The 17,657-nt window shown below is 66.3% G+C and carries 11 protein-coding genes and 1 tRNA gene; 4 read left to right on the top strand and 8 right to left on the bottom strand.

The features are described from left to right. Positions 1 to 247 precede the first annotated feature (247 nt). Positions 248 to 928 (top strand): GyrI-like domain-containing protein, encoded by a 681-nt coding sequence (locus tag N5J29_RS14245; protein ID WP_164150729.1) that lies wholly within the window; start codon positions 248 to 250, stop codon positions 926 to 928. On the opposite strand, the gene N5J29_RS14250 is transcribed toward N5J29_RS14245, so the two are convergent. The 4 genes from N5J29_RS14250 to N5J29_RS14265 form a co-directional block, all read right to left on the bottom strand. Next, on the bottom strand, positions 916 to 3,954 hold the full coding sequence (locus N5J29_RS14250) for an autotransporter domain-containing protein (protein WP_239519744.1): 3,039 nt from the start codon (positions 3,952 to 3,954) through the stop codon (positions 916 to 918). The genes N5J29_RS14245 and N5J29_RS14250 overlap by 13 nt on opposite strands. A gap of 298 nt (positions 3,955 to 4,252) precedes the next feature. After that, positions 4,253 to 4,328: transfer RNA gene (locus N5J29_RS14255), tRNA-Thr, on the bottom strand. 51 nt (positions 4,329 to 4,379) lie between these two features. Then, a complete protein-coding gene (locus N5J29_RS14260) occupies positions 4,380 to 5,384 on the bottom strand; it encodes a 2-hydroxyacid dehydrogenase (RefSeq protein ID WP_065174624.1) in 1,005 nt (334 codons plus the stop codon). Between the two features lie 98 nt (positions 5,385 to 5,482). Continuing rightward, positions 5,483 to 8,368 (bottom strand): autotransporter outer membrane beta-barrel domain-containing protein, encoded by a 2,886-nt coding sequence (locus tag N5J29_RS14265; RefSeq protein WP_279924457.1) that lies wholly within the window; start codon positions 8,366 to 8,368, stop codon positions 5,483 to 5,485. A gap of 430 nt (positions 8,369 to 8,798) precedes the next feature. On the opposite strand from N5J29_RS14265, the gene N5J29_RS14270 reads away from it, so the two are divergent. The 3 genes from N5J29_RS14270 to N5J29_RS14280 are packed head-to-tail and all read left to right on the top strand — an operon-like array spanning position 8,799 to position 13,050. After that, positions 8,799 to 9,278: an RNA polymerase sigma factor gene (locus N5J29_RS14270; RefSeq protein WP_229765781.1), complete on the top strand. Its 480-nt coding sequence runs from the start codon at positions 8,799 to 8,801 to the stop codon at positions 9,276 to 9,278. Further along, the gene (locus N5J29_RS14275) at positions 9,275 to 10,243 is read left to right on the top strand and encodes a FecR domain-containing protein (protein WP_164150723.1); all 969 of its coding nucleotides are present in this window, start codon (positions 9,275 to 9,277) and stop codon (positions 10,241 to 10,243) included. The genes N5J29_RS14270 and N5J29_RS14275 overlap by 4 nt, the downstream gene beginning before the upstream one ends. A 14-nt stretch (positions 10,244 to 10,257) precedes the next feature. Further along, positions 10,258 to 13,050 carry a TonB-dependent receptor gene (locus N5J29_RS14280; protein WP_164150721.1) on the top strand — a complete coding sequence of 931 codons (2,793 nt, stop codon included), beginning with the start codon at positions 10,258 to 10,260 and terminating at the stop codon, positions 13,048 to 13,050. Positions 13,051 to 13,405: 355 nt separating this feature from the next. On the opposite strand, the gene N5J29_RS14285 is transcribed toward N5J29_RS14280, so the two are convergent. The 4 genes from N5J29_RS14285 to ispH all read right to left on the bottom strand — a co-directional run bounded on the left by N5J29_RS14285 (position 13,406) and on the right by ispH (position 17,644). Beyond that, the gene (locus N5J29_RS14285; protein ID WP_164150719.1) at positions 13,406 to 13,912 is read right to left on the bottom strand and encodes a hypothetical protein; all 507 of its coding nucleotides are present in this window, start codon (positions 13,910 to 13,912) and stop codon (positions 13,406 to 13,408) included. A gap of 33 nt (positions 13,913 to 13,945) precedes the next feature. After that, on the bottom strand, positions 13,946 to 14,611 hold the full coding sequence (locus tag N5J29_RS14290) for a lysoplasmalogenase (RefSeq protein WP_164150717.1): 666 nt from the start codon (positions 14,609 to 14,611) through the stop codon (positions 13,946 to 13,948). After that, positions 14,608 to 16,491, bottom strand: a complete 1,884-nt coding sequence (locus tag N5J29_RS14295) for a M61 family metallopeptidase (RefSeq protein WP_111185713.1) — start codon at positions 16,489 to 16,491, stop codon at positions 14,608 to 14,610. The genes N5J29_RS14290 and N5J29_RS14295 overlap by 4 nt, the downstream gene beginning before the upstream one ends. Before the next feature lie 202 nt (positions 16,492 to 16,693). Continuing rightward, entirely contained in the window at positions 16,694 to 17,644 is a 951-nt protein-coding gene (gene ispH, locus N5J29_RS14300; RefSeq protein ID WP_065174617.1) for a 4-hydroxy-3-methylbut-2-enyl diphosphate reductase, read from the bottom strand. Between the last annotated feature and the right edge of the window lie 13 nt (positions 17,645 to 17,657).

Here is a 17,657-nt window from a genome sequence, read left to right on the forward strand (position 1 = left end):
GAGTCAGCCTTGCAATTTTAGGCCGTCACCCACCATTTAAGAAAGGCATTGACAATGATCCACCGCAGGAAAGGCCCCATTCTGGCTGCGACACGTTGTCGCACCGTGCGAGCGATGGGGCCCGGGGCATCGCAGCCGCAGGTGTCGCCGCGCCGGAATCCCTCGTTCGGCAAAGTCGAATGAACGCATTCAGGAACTGTGGCATGCTGACGCGCGTGCGATGCTTTCCGTCTACTGGAGATCTCCAATGGGCAAAGTCGATTTCAAGACGCCTGACCGCACCCTGTACCGGGCGCCGACCGGCGACTTCGTCCTGCTCCAAGTGCCCTCCCTGCCGTTCGTGATGATTGACGGCCGCGGCGACCCCAACACGGCAATCGCCTACGCCGAGGCCGTACGCTGGCTTTACTCCGTCAGCTATGCGTTGAAGTTCGCCCTCAAGGCGGTGGGACAGGACCATGTGGTTGCGCCGCTGGAGGGGCTCTGGAGCGCTGAGGATCCGGGCAGCTTCGTCGCCCGCCGCAAGGACGAATGGACCTGGACCCTGATGATCCGCACCCCGGATGCCGTCGACACGCCGCGGTTCGCTGCAGCAACGGAGAAGGTGAGGGCGAAGCTCGGTGCGCCACCCTCCAGCCTGCGCCTGCAGCGGCTGGAGGAGGGTCTCTGCCTGCAAACGCTGCACGTGGGCCCCTATGAGGATGAAGGCCCGACACTCGCGAGGCTGCACCAGGAGGTGATGCCATCGCTGGGCTACACGTTTGCCGGCCCGCACCATGAGATCTATCTGAGCGACCCACGGAAGACCGCTCCTTCGCGACTCAAGACACTCCTGCGCCAACCTGTGCGGGCGGTAGAGGCGGATGAGCCGCCGGTGGACGCCCCCGCCCGGCGGGCGAGGACGTCCTCCCTGCATCAGAACCGGTAACCCAGGCCCAGCTGCACACCATTCTGCAGCTGGCCGTCGCGGCGCTCGCCCACATAGTCGACCATCACCGACAGCCGCTCGCTGGCCCGGCTGGTCACACCCAGGTTCCAGCTCAGCACCTGCTCGCCCACCGTCTGGCTGTTGCTGCCGAACACCAGATCCGGCGCCGCCGCAAAGCCGGTGCTGTAGCGGGCCTGCGTATCCCCCAGCTGCTTCTGCCACACCACCCGCGCCCGCGGGGTGATGCGCTCGCCGTTGTTGCCCTCGAAGGTCTTGAACAGCTGCAGGCCCGCGCCGACCCGGATGCTCTCCAGGCTGCCGCCACGCCCGGCCAGCGCCGCCACGCCCTGCCCTTCGTTGAACCGCGTCGCGGAGGTGCGCGCGTAGTCCACCACCGGCAGCAGCGGCTGGATCACCACGCCCTTGCCGCGGGTGAAGGAGAACGCATGTTCCACCCGCGCGGAGATCGCATCGTTGCTGTACTTCGCACGCAGCGGATCCTGCAGGCCCTCGATGCCGGCGATGCTGCGCCGGGTGTCGTGGCGCAGGTCGGTGTAGCGCACCGCCGCGGACAGATAACCGCGCGCGTAGATCGCGTCCAGGTAACCGCCCACATCCAGCGCACGCACGTCGCCGGTGAAGCGGGAGGCGCCACGGGCCTTGGTCGACATGTCCGCGGCCGCCACGCTCACGCCCAGGCCGACACGGTCATCGGCCAGGCGCGCATCGGCACCGACCACGATGCCGCCCACGGTATGGCTCATCCCGGCCACGCCGGCATCGGCATCGATGCGGCCATGGCTGGCGAAGCCACGTGCCCACAGACCGTGGCCACGCTGGCCATCACCGCTGGCCCCCGCACCTGCTGCCGTCGGCTCGACCAGATGCATTGCCAGCTGGTTGAACAGGGTGCCATGGCGCATGCCTGGCTGTGCCGACATCGACTGCGCGACCTGCGCGGCCAGGCCATCGGCATCGCCACTGGCACTGCGCATCGCCGCCTGATGCTGCTGGACCACGTTGCCGATGCTGCCCAGCAGGGCGTTGTCGGCCAGGCGCAGGGTGGCATGCGCATCGCCACGCAGCGCACCGGCCTGCTGCGCGACCACGTCGCGGTCGGCAAACTGCAATGCGCCCAGCAGCGGATCCAGCGCCGACGCCGGCTGCGACGCGGCCGTCCTCAATGCCTGGCCGAGGCCCGCGCCCGACGCCACGTTGGCGAACGGAGACACGTCATCGAAGGCCGGATTGGCGACCGCCCAGATGCCGTCGCCGGTCTGCACGATATTGAACGTGAGCAGCGAGTTCTCGCGCGGATGGAACCTGCGCTGTGCCGTGTCGGCACTGGTCAGATCGGCACTGTAGCCCGAGCCGTCCTGCCGCTCGGCACGGGTGAAGGCGACCTGTCCGGCCTGCAGCTGCGGCACGCTGGCATCGAACTCGCTGTCACTGTCGTTCAACAGCGCGGTGGTCAGCTCGTTGCCTTCCTTGCTGCCATAGATACGTCCCTGTACCAGCGGGATCGAAAGATCCTGGCGGTAGTAGCCCGGTGCGATATCCAGCGCGAGCTTGCCGACCGTGCCGCCGATCAGGAAGCCCGGCGCCGTGGTGGCCGCCCCGTTTCCGCAATAGTAGTAGCTGCCCTGGCTGTCGCAGCGATGGACTTCGAATGCGTCCAGTACAAGGCCCGCCTGGCGCGTCTCCGGGGTGATGTCGAACAGCAGCCGGCCGGCATTGGGATAGGCGAAGCTGACATAGCCGTTGACCGTCAACGGGCCGCCCTGCGGATGAAGATCGCCACCGGCCACCCTCACCCGCGCCACCTGCGGAACATTCCAGGGGAAGTCGGGATAGTCCGGGTCCCCGACATAGGCCGTCGCGCCGATGGTTCCATGCCCCTTCAGTGCGGCCCCTGGATCCAGCGTCACGACGGCCGTGGAGATTCGACCACCGGCCATCGCCACCTCACCTCCACGCCGGACCAGCAGCGTATCGCTGTTGTCCAGTTCGCCGGTCGAGGCGAGGGACAGCGAACCGTCCACGATCGTGCTCCCGGCCTTCAGCAGACCGTCCCTCACATCGACGGCACCGTTGCGTCCTATCACGCTGTTGCCGGTAAGCAGGTTGCTCTGCGCTGTGATGTCCAGCCTTCCCGAGTCCACCCACAGGATCGACGCACCGCTGTCTTCTGTCGCGGACCAGTGGGCGCCTGCGGTGAGCTTGATCACGCCAAAGGCATCGCCGCCGACGACCTTGTCCACATCCACATCGCGCACATAGGAGAACTGCGCGGGATCGAATGCCGGATTGATGTTTCCGCTCACCTGCTTGCCATCGATGATCAGGACATCGTTGGTCGTTGCATAGTCCATCGAGGTCGCCACCCTGTCGCTGAACAGCGTCACGTCCGGATAGGCCGTGCAGCCACCGTCCTCGCTGGTGTCGCGCGTCGGGCAGAAGCGGGTCGCGATGGCCATCGTGGCCGGATCGAAATAGCGCAGGAAGCCGGAGCTTTCCGTCAGTTCGTAGTGGGCCTGGGTGATCCGGCCTTCAATGACGGCAAAGTCCCTGGCGCCAAACATGTCCCGGTAGTACTGGATGTACTTCTCCTGGCCCGGGTACGGCGTGGGAACACCATCCCGGGCTTCGCCATGAATCCCCAGCACGGTCATGTCGTAACCGTCATACACCGGCAGGGCGAAGCGGGTGATCCGACGATTGACACCGGCGACGAACGCATCGGCACACGCCGAGTAGCAACCACCGTCCAGCACGGTATCCAGGCCATTGCGGCGGATGACCTCGCCCATGCCAACGCCACCGCTGGCAGCACCACCGGGTGAATTGCGGAAGACGATCTGGCGGATGGTCCGTCCCTGCCGGTTCGCCGCGCTGAGAATGCGCTCCAAGGTCCTGGGATCGCTGCTCTCGACGCCGCCGGAGTAGTAGATCGTGTCGCCGTTCAGATGGAAGGTGCTTGCCTGCGCATCGAGCGTGGAGAGTCCCGCCATCAGAGCGAACGACATCGCCATGCTCAGCCTGGACCGGGAAGTGAGGGGGGAGATCGACGAGTTCGACATGCGGGTTACCTGTGTTCGAGAGAGTGCCGCCCCGCCAACGCCACTGCCGATGCAGGGCCACTGGACGTCGCAGTGCCATCCGTCGCGCCTGTGGCCGACGACAGGAAGCACTAACGGCCGAAGGTCGCCCTCACCCCCAGTCGGGCGGCGAATCGCGCCACCTGCCCTCGCATTCCGCCGGGCATGGCCCGGCGCCACCAGACACAAAAAAGCCCCGACCAGGGCCGGGGCTTTTCATCAAACATGGTGCCGGAAACAGGAGTCGAACCTGCGACCTACGCATTACGAATGCGCCGCTCTACCAACTGAGCTATTCCGGCCGAGCACGCGATTTTACGGGCTCCCCTGCCCGGTGGTCAATCCACCCTCGGTCAGCCTGCCTCCACCCGGTTCGCGCACGCCCGCCCGGCTGCGAAATCCGCCAGGTTGCCCAGCGTGATCGCCGAGATCTCCTGCAGGGCCTCCACGGTGAAGAAGCCCTGATGGCCGGTCACCAGTACGTTGGGGAAGGTCATCAGGCGCTGGAACGCTTCATCGTCGATGATTTCCCCGGAGAGATCCTGGAAGAACAGCGCGCTTTCCTGCTCGTAGACGTCGATGGCCAGGTGGCCCAGCCGGCGTGATTTCAGCGCGCGGATGACCGCATGGGTGTCGACCAGACCGCCACGCGAGGTGTTGACCAGCATGGCACCCGCCTTCATCTGCGCCAGCGACGCATCGTTGATCAGGTGATGGGTATCCGCCGTCAATGGGCAGTGCAGCGACACGATGTCGGCGCGGGACAGCAGCTCGGCCAGAGCCACGTTTTCTCCCAGCCCGGCGAAGGATGCCGATGGATAGGGATCATGGCCCAGCACCGTGCAGCCCAGGCCCTTGAAGATGCGCGCCGTCGCCACACCGATCTTGCCGGTGCCGACGATGCCGACGGTGCGGCCATGCAGGGTGTGCCCAAGCAGGCCATCGAGCATGAAGTTGCCTTCGCGCACGCGGTTGTAGGCGCGATGTGTCTGCCGGTTGAGGGTCATCACCAGGGCCAGTGCATGCTCGGCGACGGCCTCAGGTGAGTAGGCCGGCACGCGCGCGACGAACAGGCCCAGCGACGTCGCAGCGGCGAGATCGACGTTGTTGAAGCCGGCGCACCGCAGCAGCACGGCGCGCACGCCCTGAGCGTGCAGGGCCTGCAGCACAGGGGCATCAAGACGATCATTGACGAACACGCAGACGGCGTCGCAGCCCTGTGCCAGCGTGGCGGTATGCAGGTCGAGCGAGGCATCGAAGTAGACGAACGCGAAATCCTGTTCTGCGGCGCCGCGCTGATTGGCCTCGTCAAGAAAGCGGCGATCATAGGGCCGGGCGCTGAAGACTGCGATCTGCATGGAGGGGCCTGGGTGGAATTCCATGCCGAACCATACCGCAGCAGCGTGCGTCCTGGGATGGCACCGGCGATGCGGGCATCGCCGGTGCCGCCGGCCACTCAGAACCGGTAACCGAGCCCCAGCTGCACACCATTCTGCAGCTGGCCGTCGCGGCGCTCGCCCACATAGTCGACCATCACCGACAGCCGCTCGCTGGCCCGGCTGGTCACACCCAGGTTCCAGCTCAGCACCTGCTCGCCCACCGTCTGGCTGTTGCTGCCGAACACCAGATCCGGCGCCGCCGCAAAGCCGGTGCTGTAGCGGGCCTGCGTATCCCCCAGCTCCTTCTGCCACACCACCCGCGCCCGCGGGGTGATGCGCTCGCCGTTGTTGCCCTCGAAGGTCTTGAACAGCTGCAGGCCCGCACCGACCCGGATGCTCTCCAGGCTGCCGCCACGCCCGGCCAGCGCCGCCACGCCCTGCCCTTCGTTGAACCGCGTCGCGGAGGTGCGCGCGTAGTCCACCACCGGCAGCAGCGGCTGGATCACCACGCCCTTGCCGCTGGTGAAGGAGAACGCATGTTCCACCCGCGCAGAGATCGCATCGTTGCTGTACTTCGCACGCAGCGGATCCTGCAGGCCCTCGATGCCGGCGATGCTGCGCCGGGTGTCGTGGCGCAGGTCGGTGTAGCGCACCGCCGCGGACAGATAACCGCGCGCGTAGATCGCGTCCAGGTAACCGCCCACATCCAGCGCACGCACGTCGCCGGTGAAGCTGGAGGCGCCACGGGCCTTGGTCGACATGTCCGCGGCCGCCACGCTTACGCCCAGGCCGACACGGTCATCGGCCAGGCGCGTATCGGCACCGACCACGATGCCGCCCACGGTATGGCTCATCCCGGCCACGCCAGCATCGGCATCGATGCGGCCATGGCTGGCAAAGCCACGTGCCCACAGTCCGTGGCCACGCTGGCCATCGCCATTGGCCCCCGCACCTGCTGCCGTCGGCTCGACCAGATGCATTGCCAGCTGGTTGAACAGGGTGCCATGGCGCGTGCCCGGCTGTGCCGACATCGACTGCGCGACCTGCGCGGCCAGGCCATCGGCATCGCCACCGGCACTGCGCATCGCCGCCTGATGCTGCTGGACCACGTTGCCGATGCTGCCCAGCAGGGCGTTGTCGGCCAGGCGCAGGGTGGCGTGCGCGTCGCCACGCAGCGCACCGGCCTGCTGCGCGACCACGTCGCGGTCGGCGAACTGCAGTACGCCCAGCAGCGGCTTCAGGCCACTGTCCTGGCGATCGGATGCAGCTCCCAGCACACGCCCCAGGTCATCACCGGACGGGCCGTTGGCGAACAGATCCCGCTGGTCGAAGCCCGGGTTGGCGGTCAGCCACAGACCATCGGCCGTCTGCCTGACATTGAAACTCAACAGCGAGTTGTGGCGCGGACGGAACACCTCACCGCCGCTGATGCTGGCGCTGTAGCCAGGGTCGCCCAGCCGCACGACCTCCTGGAAGCCGTCCTGGTAGATCGGGCCTTCAACCAGATCGCGACGGAAGTCCTTGCTGTAATAGCCCTGCGCCACGTTCAGTTCAAGGAAAGCGCCCTTGGAGATCACCAGCGCGCCATCGAGCACTTTGTTGGTGGACGGGTCGAAGAAATTACCCACGCGCACACGACCACCGGCACTGCCGCCGCTCTCGGTCACGTCGAACAGCACTTTGCCGCCGGGCATGATGTTGACGTAGCCATGGGTGACCAGATCACCTCCGCGCGGCATCAGCGTGCCGAACACGCGCAGGCGGTTGAAGCCATCCTCGCGCCAGGACGGGCCGGTGCCACCCAGCAATGCAGTGCTGTCCATCGCGGTGCCCGCCACGTCGCCGTGGCCGACCAGCATGCCCGCACCGAGCACACGCACTTCCGGGGCACGCAGGGCGCCACCTTCCAGGGCGATGGTGCCATTGTCGACCAGCATGAAGTCCGCACCGGTGGTTGCGGACGAGCGCCAGACAGCGCCATTGGCAATCCGGATCACGCCCATCGAATCGTCCAGCGTGGACGCGTCCAGATCGCCCAGCCGAAGCTTGGACAGCAGCAGGGCCTGCACGCCGGGATCGCTCAGATAATCCTGCACCGAACCAGCGCCGATGCCCTGCGGACCCGTGCTGGAAAGGTTGTAGATGGTCAGTGCGTAGGAAAAGTACGCCGACGGTCGATCGGTGCTCCAGCGCGCGAAATCATCATCGACGAACGTCTGCAGCTGGCGTCCCGTCCGCAGGTAGCCCGGATTGATGTCACCGGTGACGTCCGCAATGACATTCAACGTATCGCCCGGATCACGATAGCCGGTTGCGGTGATGATCCGGTTGCTGTGAATGTCCTGCCCAGGGAACGACTCCAGCGCGCTGCCGCTGCCATCCGGATCGAACGTGACCGACGTACCGGGGGTGCGCGCAGGATCGCGGAACACCAGCAGGCCGTTGGGCTTGACCACTTCGTACATCGCCTTGTGCAGCAGCCCAGCATCCATGCCGCCGCCATAGTTGCCGGTGTAGATCTGGGTCATGCGCGGCGACGGCTCGTAGATCACATTGCTGCCGTTGTTGGCCGCATGGATCTCCACCGAATCGACAATCGGCAGATCACCGGCAAGATAGCGCTCCACGCCACCGGACTGCATGATCGAGCAGGACGAGATGCAATGGCCCGACACGATGGTGTTCAGGCCGGACGTGCGGATCACCCCCTGCAGCCACTCGCCGGCGATCAGCGCGCCACCGTTGGAGGTACGCAGCACCACCTCCCGGATCGGCCGCCCCTCGGCCTGCGCCTTGGCCAGCAGCGCCGGCAGCGAAACGACGTCGGCGAAGGTGACGCCACCGCTGAGGAAGATGCGGTCTCCCTGCACGTGATAGTTCATTGCCATGGCGTCATCAGCCTTGACCATGACGCCAACACCAATCAGGCCGGCCAGGGCCAGACTCAACTTGGACTGCTTCATACCGTTCTCTCTCCCCCCGCAACACGCGGACGGGAAGCTAAACGTCAGAGCGGGAGGCCCTCCCCCCGCTGCATGCCATGGAAAAAAATGAACGGATTCAGATCAAGTTGGCAGTCAAAACTGTGGCTGAGTTAGCGCTCTTGAACGCTTTTACAGGAGAAATACAGCCTCCGGCAAAGTTAAAAACGCAGAAAGGGCGGTAACACCCCCAGTGGCCATCCGGGTGAAAGGTGAACGAATTCATGATCGACACGTGCAGGCTGGCGGCTCTTCCCCATCCGGTCATCGTCGCGTAAAACTCGGTGACGCCCCCCCCCATCGTTGCCCGAGGCCAGCCCTGTCCGCTTCGTCCCCCCTGATCCATCGCGCACCGGATCCGCCTGGGCCTCCGGACGCCTTCATCACGTTCGTAAGGGAAGAGCGCGCGCCGTTGTGCACTTTCCTGCGTACCCGTGGGGTGGGCCCGGAGGATGCGGAGGACATCGCCCAGGACTGCATGGAACGGTTGATCCGCTATCGCGCGCACGGCACCGAGGAACTGCGCCTGCTGCTGTATCGTATCGCCCGCAACCGCCTGGCAGACCGCGGCCGCTCGCCGCAGGCGAGACCGCATCTGTCGCTGGCCGAGCGCGATGGCAGCGACGAGCCCTCCAGCACGTCAGCCGACCCTCTGCGCCAGGCCGAATCCGGGCAGATGCTCGCCCTGCTCCGGCAGGCCCTGTTCAAACTGCCGGAGCGCGCGCGCGAGGTGTACCTGCTCAACCGGATCACCGGGATGAGCTACACGCAGATCGCGCAGCACTGTGGCATCACCGCCAAGACCGTGGAAAAACACATCGCCCGTGCACTGCAGGGCCTGCGCCAGGAGCTGGGGCCACACCCGCTGCACAACGACAGGGACAACGAATGATCAGCACCCGGCACACGGAAGAGGCGGGAGTGTTCGAGCGCGCCAGCGCCTGGGTGGCGCGCCTGGAGGCACGCGACTGCACGCCCGAGGAACGCGAGCGCTTCGAAGACTGGCTGGCGGAGGACACCCGCCACGTCAAGGCGTGGGTACAGGCCGAAACGCTCTATCAGCAGAGTGCGGGCCTGGCCCAGGATCCCTGGCTGCGCACGGCGGCGGCGCGCGCCGCGCATCCGGCCCGGCGCCGCTGGCTGCCCGGCGTCGCTGCTGCGGCGGCGCTCTGTCTGGCCATCGGCATGGGCTGGATGGTCGCCACCGATGGCAATCCCACGCCCCGCATCTATGCCAACGACAGCCTTGCTCCCCGCCAACAGACGCTGGCCGATGGCAGCTCCGCCATCCTGGACGCAGGGACCACGTTGACCGTGCGCATGGGCTGGCGCCATCGGGAACTGGTCCTGGAGCAGGGTCGGCTGCAACTGCAGGTGGCACCGTCGCGCAAGGCCCTGCGTGTGCAGGCGGGCAGCAGTTCGATCCGCGATATCGGAACCACCTTCCAGGTGGAGCGCCTGCGCGACGGCCATGTCGAGGTCGCCCTGCTGGAAGGCGCAGTGGAGGTCACCAGCGGCAGCGCGCAGCACACGCTGGCCCCGGGCCAGCAGCTGCAGGTACTGCCCTCCGGACGGATCCAGCCGGGCCCTGCGCTCGCCTCGACCGAAGCGGCTGAGGCCTGGCTGCAGGGACGGCTGGTGTTCGATGCCACTCCCCTGGCGACCGTGGTCGAACGCATGAACCGCTACGGCCGCACGCAGATGGTGATCGCCGATCCGGAGATCGCCAATCTCGCGGTCAGCGGCACCTTCCGTGCAGGCGACGCAGAGGAACTGCTGTCTGCGCTGGAGCTGGGATGGTCGGTTGCCGGCCAGGCGCGCCCGGATGGCGCGCTGGAACTGCGGCGTACCTACTGAGGAGAAAGGCGGTGATGGCAGGACCGGGCGCGCTGCAGTGGGGGCTGCTCCGGGGGCTGCTGTGGGTCATGTTCGGCGCTGCCAGCGCCGCGCCGGCCCACGCCGGCCAGCAACCCGCCAATGTCGACTACCACATCGCACCCGGCCCGCTGGCACCGGCACTGCAGCAATGGGCACGCCAGAGCGGCATCGCCCTGGTATTCGACGCCCGCGAGCTGACGGGCCTGCACACCCCCGGCGCCGACGGCCGACAGGCACCGGCGATCGCTCTCAAGCAGCTGGTCTCCGGGATGCCGGTGAACATCCTGCGCACGCCCTCGGGGGCGTTCGTCATCCGCCGCGTCGCTGCTTCTGCCGCGCCCCCTGCACGTGCCCCGACCGTGACGTCGCCCAAGCCGCCGCCGCCGCCCGTCGCACTGGCCCCCGCGCAGGTGGAACTGGCACCGGTACACGTCACCGGCAGCCGCCTGCCGCGCACCTCCGTGCAGACGACGCTGCCGATGACGATCATCGATCGCGAAGACATCCTGCGCAGTGGTTACGGCAGCCTGTTCGACCTGTTGCGACATCTTCCCGGCATGAACGGCCACCCGGCGATGACCACGTCGCGCGGCGGCGATTCGCAGTATCTGCCGGTGGGCGCTGCAGCCACCACCAGCCTGGATGGCATGGGGCCGCGTGCGACCCTGTTCCTGGTCAACGGCCGGCGGCTGCCACGCTATCCGATGGTGTCGCTGGAACAGGGCGGGCTCACCGATCTGGGCGGCATTCCCCTGAGTTTCATCGAACGCATCGAGCTGGTGCGCGGAGGCGCGTCGGCCATCTATGGTGCCGACGCGATGTCCGGCGTGGTCAACATCATCCTGCGCGAACAGGCCGAAGGCCCGGAGGCGACGGTGCAATCGGGCATCAGCAGCCGCGGCGACGCGCAGCAGAATCGCCTGCAGATCGCCAACGGCGGCGTACGCGAAGGTGGGGACCGCTGGTTCGCCGGCCTGGACCTGCATCGCATCGAGCACGTGGCCGGCGATCGCCGTGCGTGGCATGCGGAAACGTCGTTGTATCCGATCGGCGCGTTCTACGACGGCGCGTACATCCCCGCCGAACTCTGCGAAGGTCCCTTGATGCAGCGTGAGGATGGCTGCTGGTTCGACAGCGCGCGGCCGCGCTCGCTGCAGCCCGCGTCGGATACTGCCTCGGCCTACCTGCGTTACCGGCACGAGCGTGGCGAAGGACGCTACGCCTATCTGGAAGCACGTGGCAGTCACAATCGGCAGCGTTTCGACCTGGGGCCGACCGCCGTTGCCATCGGCCTGTACGGCATCACGTTCAACAGCGTGCTGCGCGAGGCCGGAAGCGTGCGCCCGCACGTGCGCGCCAGCGATGCCGACATCACCCTGGGTATCGGTCGCGAGCAGCAGTCACGCAGCTGGGATGCGGGCATCAGCGCGCAACGCAGCCAGGTCACCCTGGTCACGCCGGGCACCGTGCGCACCGAACCGCTGCTGCACGCCGCCGAGACACTGGACTACCTTCCCGGCTTTACCTCGCTGCGTGCGGACAAAGCGCAACAGCTGTTCCCGTCGATCCGCAATCGTGGACGCACTGACCAGTGGCAAGGCTGGTGGGGCATGCAGCGGCAACTGATGCAGTTGCCTGGAGGGCCGGCCCAGCTGGCCACCGGCGTCGATCTGCGCTACGAAGCATGGGCCTCGTTACCCGATCCGTTGTTGATCCAGGGCGATCTGGCACTGGGCCTGCCCCAGCAGCAGCGACGCCTGTCACGTCGCAGCGGAGCCACCTATGCCGAGGTCGGCCTGCCGCTCAGCCGCTCGCTGCGCATGGACGTGGCCGCACGCTGGGACCGCGATGGCGATTACCTGGCGTTCTCGCCACGCGCGGGACTGCGTTGGAGTCCAACGCCCCACTGGTCGTTCCTGCTGACCAGCGGACAAGGCTACCGTGCGCCCAGCCTGTTCGAGCAGCGACGCCCCCCTGGCTACTTCGGCCTGGTCGCGCTGCCGGCCTCGCCGGGCCTGCCGCCCTGCGCACAGCCCGCGATCGACGGCAGCTGCCTGGTCAACGTGGAGGTCGCCGAGAACGACGCGCTGAAGGCGGAGCGTTCACGCAGCCATTCGCTGGCAGCCACGTGGACGCCCAACGACCTGTTCTCGCTGTCACTGACCCACAACATCGTCGAGCTGCGCAACGAGATCCTTGCCCTGAGGCCCACCGACGCGGCATGGAACCGCAGCACGTGGGAGCTGGATGACGAAGGGCGCCTGAGCAGTCTTCGCCTGTCATTCGACAACATCGGCCGCACGACGTCGCGCAATTGGGTAATGCGCGGCGAATACCGCGTCGACACCGATGACACCGGCCAGTGGCTTTTCTCACTGGACGCGCTGAAACAGCAGGCGCTGCGCCGCGAACGAGGGCAGGATGGCAGCGTGGATCTTCGCGGCCATGCCACGCCGGCAATGGCCGCGATCCTCACCGTGCAATGGCAGAACACGGCATGGGACGTGGCATTGCGCGGCAACCAGGTGGGACGCACGCGCGCCTGGCTGCCCGGTGCGGAATGCCCCGATGACCAGCGCGAGATGAACCATTGCATGAATCCACGGCAGCTGCGCTGGAACCTGCACATGGCGCGCAGGTTGGGGCCGCGGGTGATCGCCGCGCTGGACGTGCACAACGTGCTTGACCGGCAGCCGGTGAACTATCTGGTCGGCAACGGCGGACAGTTGCCGGGCTTGGATGATCCGCTGGGCCGCTATTTCCTGCTGACCCTGCAGTTCCGTTGAGGGTAGTAGCCTGCGCGCCCAGTTCCTTCGATCTCTACCGGTCTATGAAAACCCGTCTCTGGCTCTGAAGCGCGCTCCTGATCCTCGTCGCTTCACCTCCCACGCTCCTCCCATGCCCGTCCCATCGGCACATTGTGATCGGCGCTTTTGACGGCCACCGCGCAGCATAGCCGGGAGAGTTCAAGTATCGCGACGCGGGCATGGAAGCAAGATTAATGAGGCTGCCCTGGAACTGCCACAACGTGCATCTCCAAAGTGCATGAAGCTGCCCCTCACGGGTACTCTACCCAGCACCGCCTTTGCTGGTCAGCCTTTCGCTGACCGCGCAGGCGACCAATGCGGCACACCCATCGAGTTAGATCTCCCAGTACTTGGCGCCTTGATTGTCAAGCAGCAACAGCAGAAATCCTGCGAGCGAACCCGCTACTTCGGGCCAGTCTTCTCGCTCGTCCAATGGCAGACAAACCAGCACAGCGCCAAAGGCATCCATCACGAGTAGATCTGCATCACCATAAAAGCGGCCAAATACGACATCGCCATCCCGCATATCGACTGGTCGCAAACTAGCGAGACAGGCCGTCTGAACCTGCGCCTCTTCTGCACTGAGCATCTCAACGCCCCATTGACCGAATTGATCGTCCTTGAACAATTCCGCCGATGCGTACAGTCTCCAGAAGGCGAGCAACTGCGCTGGACAGCCCTGTAATTGATGATCTTCTGGCGCTGCAGCACTGCGTCGTACAAAGGAGGATCGAAGCAGGAACGGGCAATTTCCATGCTGATGCGTCGCGATCCGAGGATGTGACCACTCCGCCCGGATGATGTCGATGATCGCAGCCAGCGCGCTGATTTCCCTATCCATCAGGAAATCATAACGACGCAGGGTTGCGAGTAGCTAGCGCACCGATCGTGCGATCGCGTACTGCGCCGCGTAGTAGGTCGACAGCACCAGCAGGCTTGCCAGCGGCAGGCCACCGGCGAAGCGGTCCCAGGCCAGCAGTGAATCGCTGGCGACGAACAGCAGGGCGCCGGCCGCTGCCCAGCGCGCACTGCCCGCTTCGACAGCGTCCGGTCGCTGGCGGGTCCACTGCCGCGCCAGCGCCAGGATCGCCATGCACGCCAGTACCACCACATAGGCCAGCACAGGGATGCGCATCGGCGCCGGCAGATGCGGCCATAGACCGGACACGTTGAGCGCGGCGAACACACCCAGAAGTCCCCCTGCGGCGACCAGGCCGCGACCCGCGCGCAGACCATCGCGGAAGGCGACGATGTAGCAGAGGTGGGCCAGCAGGAACGCCAGCAGGCCGGGGACGAAGGCATCCATCGGCAGCATGAGCGCGATGTCGCCTGCGCACGAGAGCAGCATGCCCGCCAGCACCGCGCGCCGGTACGACGGCGATCCAGCAGGATGCACCTGCCATACCATCGCCGCGATCAGCAGGGTCGCTGCCGGCTTTGCCAGCCAGTGCAGCCAGCGGCCTTCGCCGGGCAGGAATGCACCGACGATGGCCAGCACCGCCAGCAGCAGGACCGCACTGCCGCCCAGGCGTGGTCTCATCGCGGCTTCCACAGCTCGGCCAGCTGATCCGGGCGGCCGGGAATGCGCTCCAGCACCGGATACTGCAGGCCACCGTGATAGTCGATCCGGATCGGCACGATGCGGTCGAACTGCTTGACCAGCAGAGTGATCGGCGCCTTGTTGGTGGCGGCAACGGCAACCGCGTCCTTCAACCGCTCGCTGCTGTACTCGCGGTCACCGATGGCGATCACCTTCATGCCCGGCGCCAGGCCTGCATTGAAGGCGGGACTGTCCCAGATCACGTCGCCGACCACACCGCTGTCCATCACCGTCGCACCGAGCGAGTACGCCAGCAGCGCCGCCTTGGCGCGTTTTTCCTGTGCCTTGTAGGCATCGTTCGGCGCGTCGCGGTAGACCAGCTTCCAGCCGGCCAGTTCCAGACCGCCGGTCAGCGATCCGTGGCCGTCCAGGCGCTGCCGCAGGAATCCGGCCCAGTCGTACGGAGCGATGGCGTTCAAGGTCGCCACCACGTCGTCGAACGTATATGGATTGACGTCCCAGTCACCGTTGCCTACGCCAAAGAAGGCACGGGCAAAATCATCCAGGCTGCGCCGGTTTCCGGTCAGCGCGCGCAGCCTGCCCTCCACTTCCAGCCACAGCATCTGGCCGCCGGAGTAATAGTCCTCGCTCATCTGGTAGTTGCGATACGGCAGTGTGCGCCGCTGGGCGATGGTCGGGTCGTTGGTGGTGTCCTGCAGTGGCCGCCAGGCCAGTCCCGGGCGACCGCGATCATAGGTCGCCGCAACATTGGCCAGCATGTCGCGCGCCTGATCGGTGGACCACAACCCCGAGCGGGCGGCCAGCACCTGGCCCCAGAACTGGGTCTGGCCTTCGTACACCCACAGCAGGCTGTCACCCATCGGAACGTTGAAGTTGTCGGTTGCCAGGTCCGCGCCACGGCGATACTTGCCGTTCCAGGAATGCGTGTACTCGTGCGGCAGCAGGTCACGCATCCATGCCGAGTCATCCCACTCGGTGAAGTAGCCCGGCGCAGCGCTGTTCTCGCTGGAGCGATGATGCTCCAGCCCGATGCCGCCCAGACGGTCGGTCAATGCCAGCAGGAACTCGTAATGGTCGTAGTGGCGCGCGCCGTACAAGCGGTCAGCCTGCTGCACCAGGGCGCGGTGCGCCTTGATCTGTGCCTCGGTCGGCTTCAGCGACTTCGCTTCATCGGCGAACACGTTCAGGTGCACCGGCGCCTTGGCGCCCGGGTCCAGATCGATGCGCTGGTAATGCTCACCGGCGAACAGCGGCGAATCGACCAGATGGTCGAAAGTGATCGGCTTGAACACCACCGTGTCACCGTCGCGCCGGACTGTTTCGAGCGCGGTGGCGTAGCTCCAGCCCTTCGGCAGGGTCACGCTGGCCTGGGCCTGCAGATGGCGGGCATCGATCCCGGCCGGATACAGCGCATTGGCGTTCCATTGCAGGTTGAGCATTTCCGGCGTCATCACCACGCGGCCCTGGTTGCCGCCCTGCGAGGACAGGAAATCGAACTGCGCCACGATCTCGCTGACGCCCTCCGGCACATCGACCTTGAACGCATAGACGTTGTACTGGTCGCGCTGCCAGGCCAGCGGCCTGCCATTGGCCGTGACGCGCAGGCCAGCGAGCTTGTCGATCGGGCCGGTGGGCGAATGGTTGCCGGGAATCCACTGCGGGTACAGCAGGGTCATCGGGCCGGGTTTTGCCGGCACGGTGGCGGTCACCTTGAAGATGCGCCGGGCCAGATCGCGCGCGTCCACGTCGATGCGCAGCAGGCCGTGCGCAGCGGCATCGGCCGGCGGCGGGCTCTGCGCCAGCGCGGGTGTGGCCGCCAGCGCGAACAGCACGGACATCACCAGGGCACGGGTCTTCATCGGGCGGCTTCCAACAGCGGAGAATCCTCCGATGCTAGGCCTGTGTGGTGCGCGGCCCCATGGCCAAAGGTCATGGGCGGGCTGCCCATCCGCGCATGCCCAAAAGCGTGCGAACCAAGGTTCGCACCCACCTTGTGCTGGTTTGCACCCACCAGAGCGGTTTCAGTAGATCCACGCCGTGCGTGGACGAGGCCTTTCCCGGTCAGTCGATCAGGCGCAGGCGCAGTTCCTTCGGCAGCGCGAACACCATCGATTCCGGCTCGCCATCAAGCTCGGACACACTGCCCGCGCCCAGTTCGGCCAGGCGCGCAAGCACGCCATCGACCAGCACCTGCGGTGCCGACGCACCGGCGGTGACGCCGACGTGCTGCTTGCCCTGCACCCAGGCCGGGTTGATCTCATGGGCGCCGTCGATCAGGTAGCTCTCGACGCCTTCGCGCCGTGCCAGCTCGCTCAGCCGGTTGGAATTGGAGCTGTTCGGGGACCCGACCACCAGCACCAGATCGCAGCGCTTGGCCAGGTCACGTACCGCGTCCTGCCGGTTCTGCGTGGCGTAGCAGATATCGTCGTTCTTCGGCCCCTGCATGGCCGGGAAGCGCTCGCGCAGCGCGTCGATGATGCCGCGCGTATCGTCCACGGACAGCGTGGTCTGGGTGGTGTAGGCGAAGTTCTCGGGCTGGTTGATCTGCAGCGTGGCGACCTGCTCCACATCCTCCACCAGGTAGATCTGGCCGGTACCGGCTTCCTGGTTCCACTGCCCCATCGTGCCTTCCACTTCCGGATGGCCCGCGTGGCCGATCAGCACCACGTCGCGGCCCGCACGGCAATGGCGCGCCACTTCGAAGTGCACCTTGGTGACCAGCGGACAGGTGGCATCGAATACCTTCAGGCCACGACGCTCCGCTTCCAGGCGCACTGCCTGCGATACACCGTGGGCACTGAAGATGACGGTGTTGTTGTCCGGCACCTCGTCCAGTTCCTCGACGAAGATCGCACCGCGCTGCTTCAGATCATCGACCACGAAGCGGTTGTGCACCACCTCATGACGGACGTAGATGGGCGCGCCGAGCGTTTCGATCGCGCGCTTCACGATCTCGATCGCACGATCGACACCGGCACAGAAACCACGCGGGTTGGCGAGCAGCACATCCATCAGTTCAATCTCC

Origin of the sequence: Stenotrophomonas sp. GD03680 (genome assembly GCF_029844625.1) — a bacterium.
GTDB classification, from domain to species: Bacteria; Pseudomonadota; Gammaproteobacteria; order Xanthomonadales; family Xanthomonadaceae; genus Stenotrophomonas; species Stenotrophomonas maltophilia_P.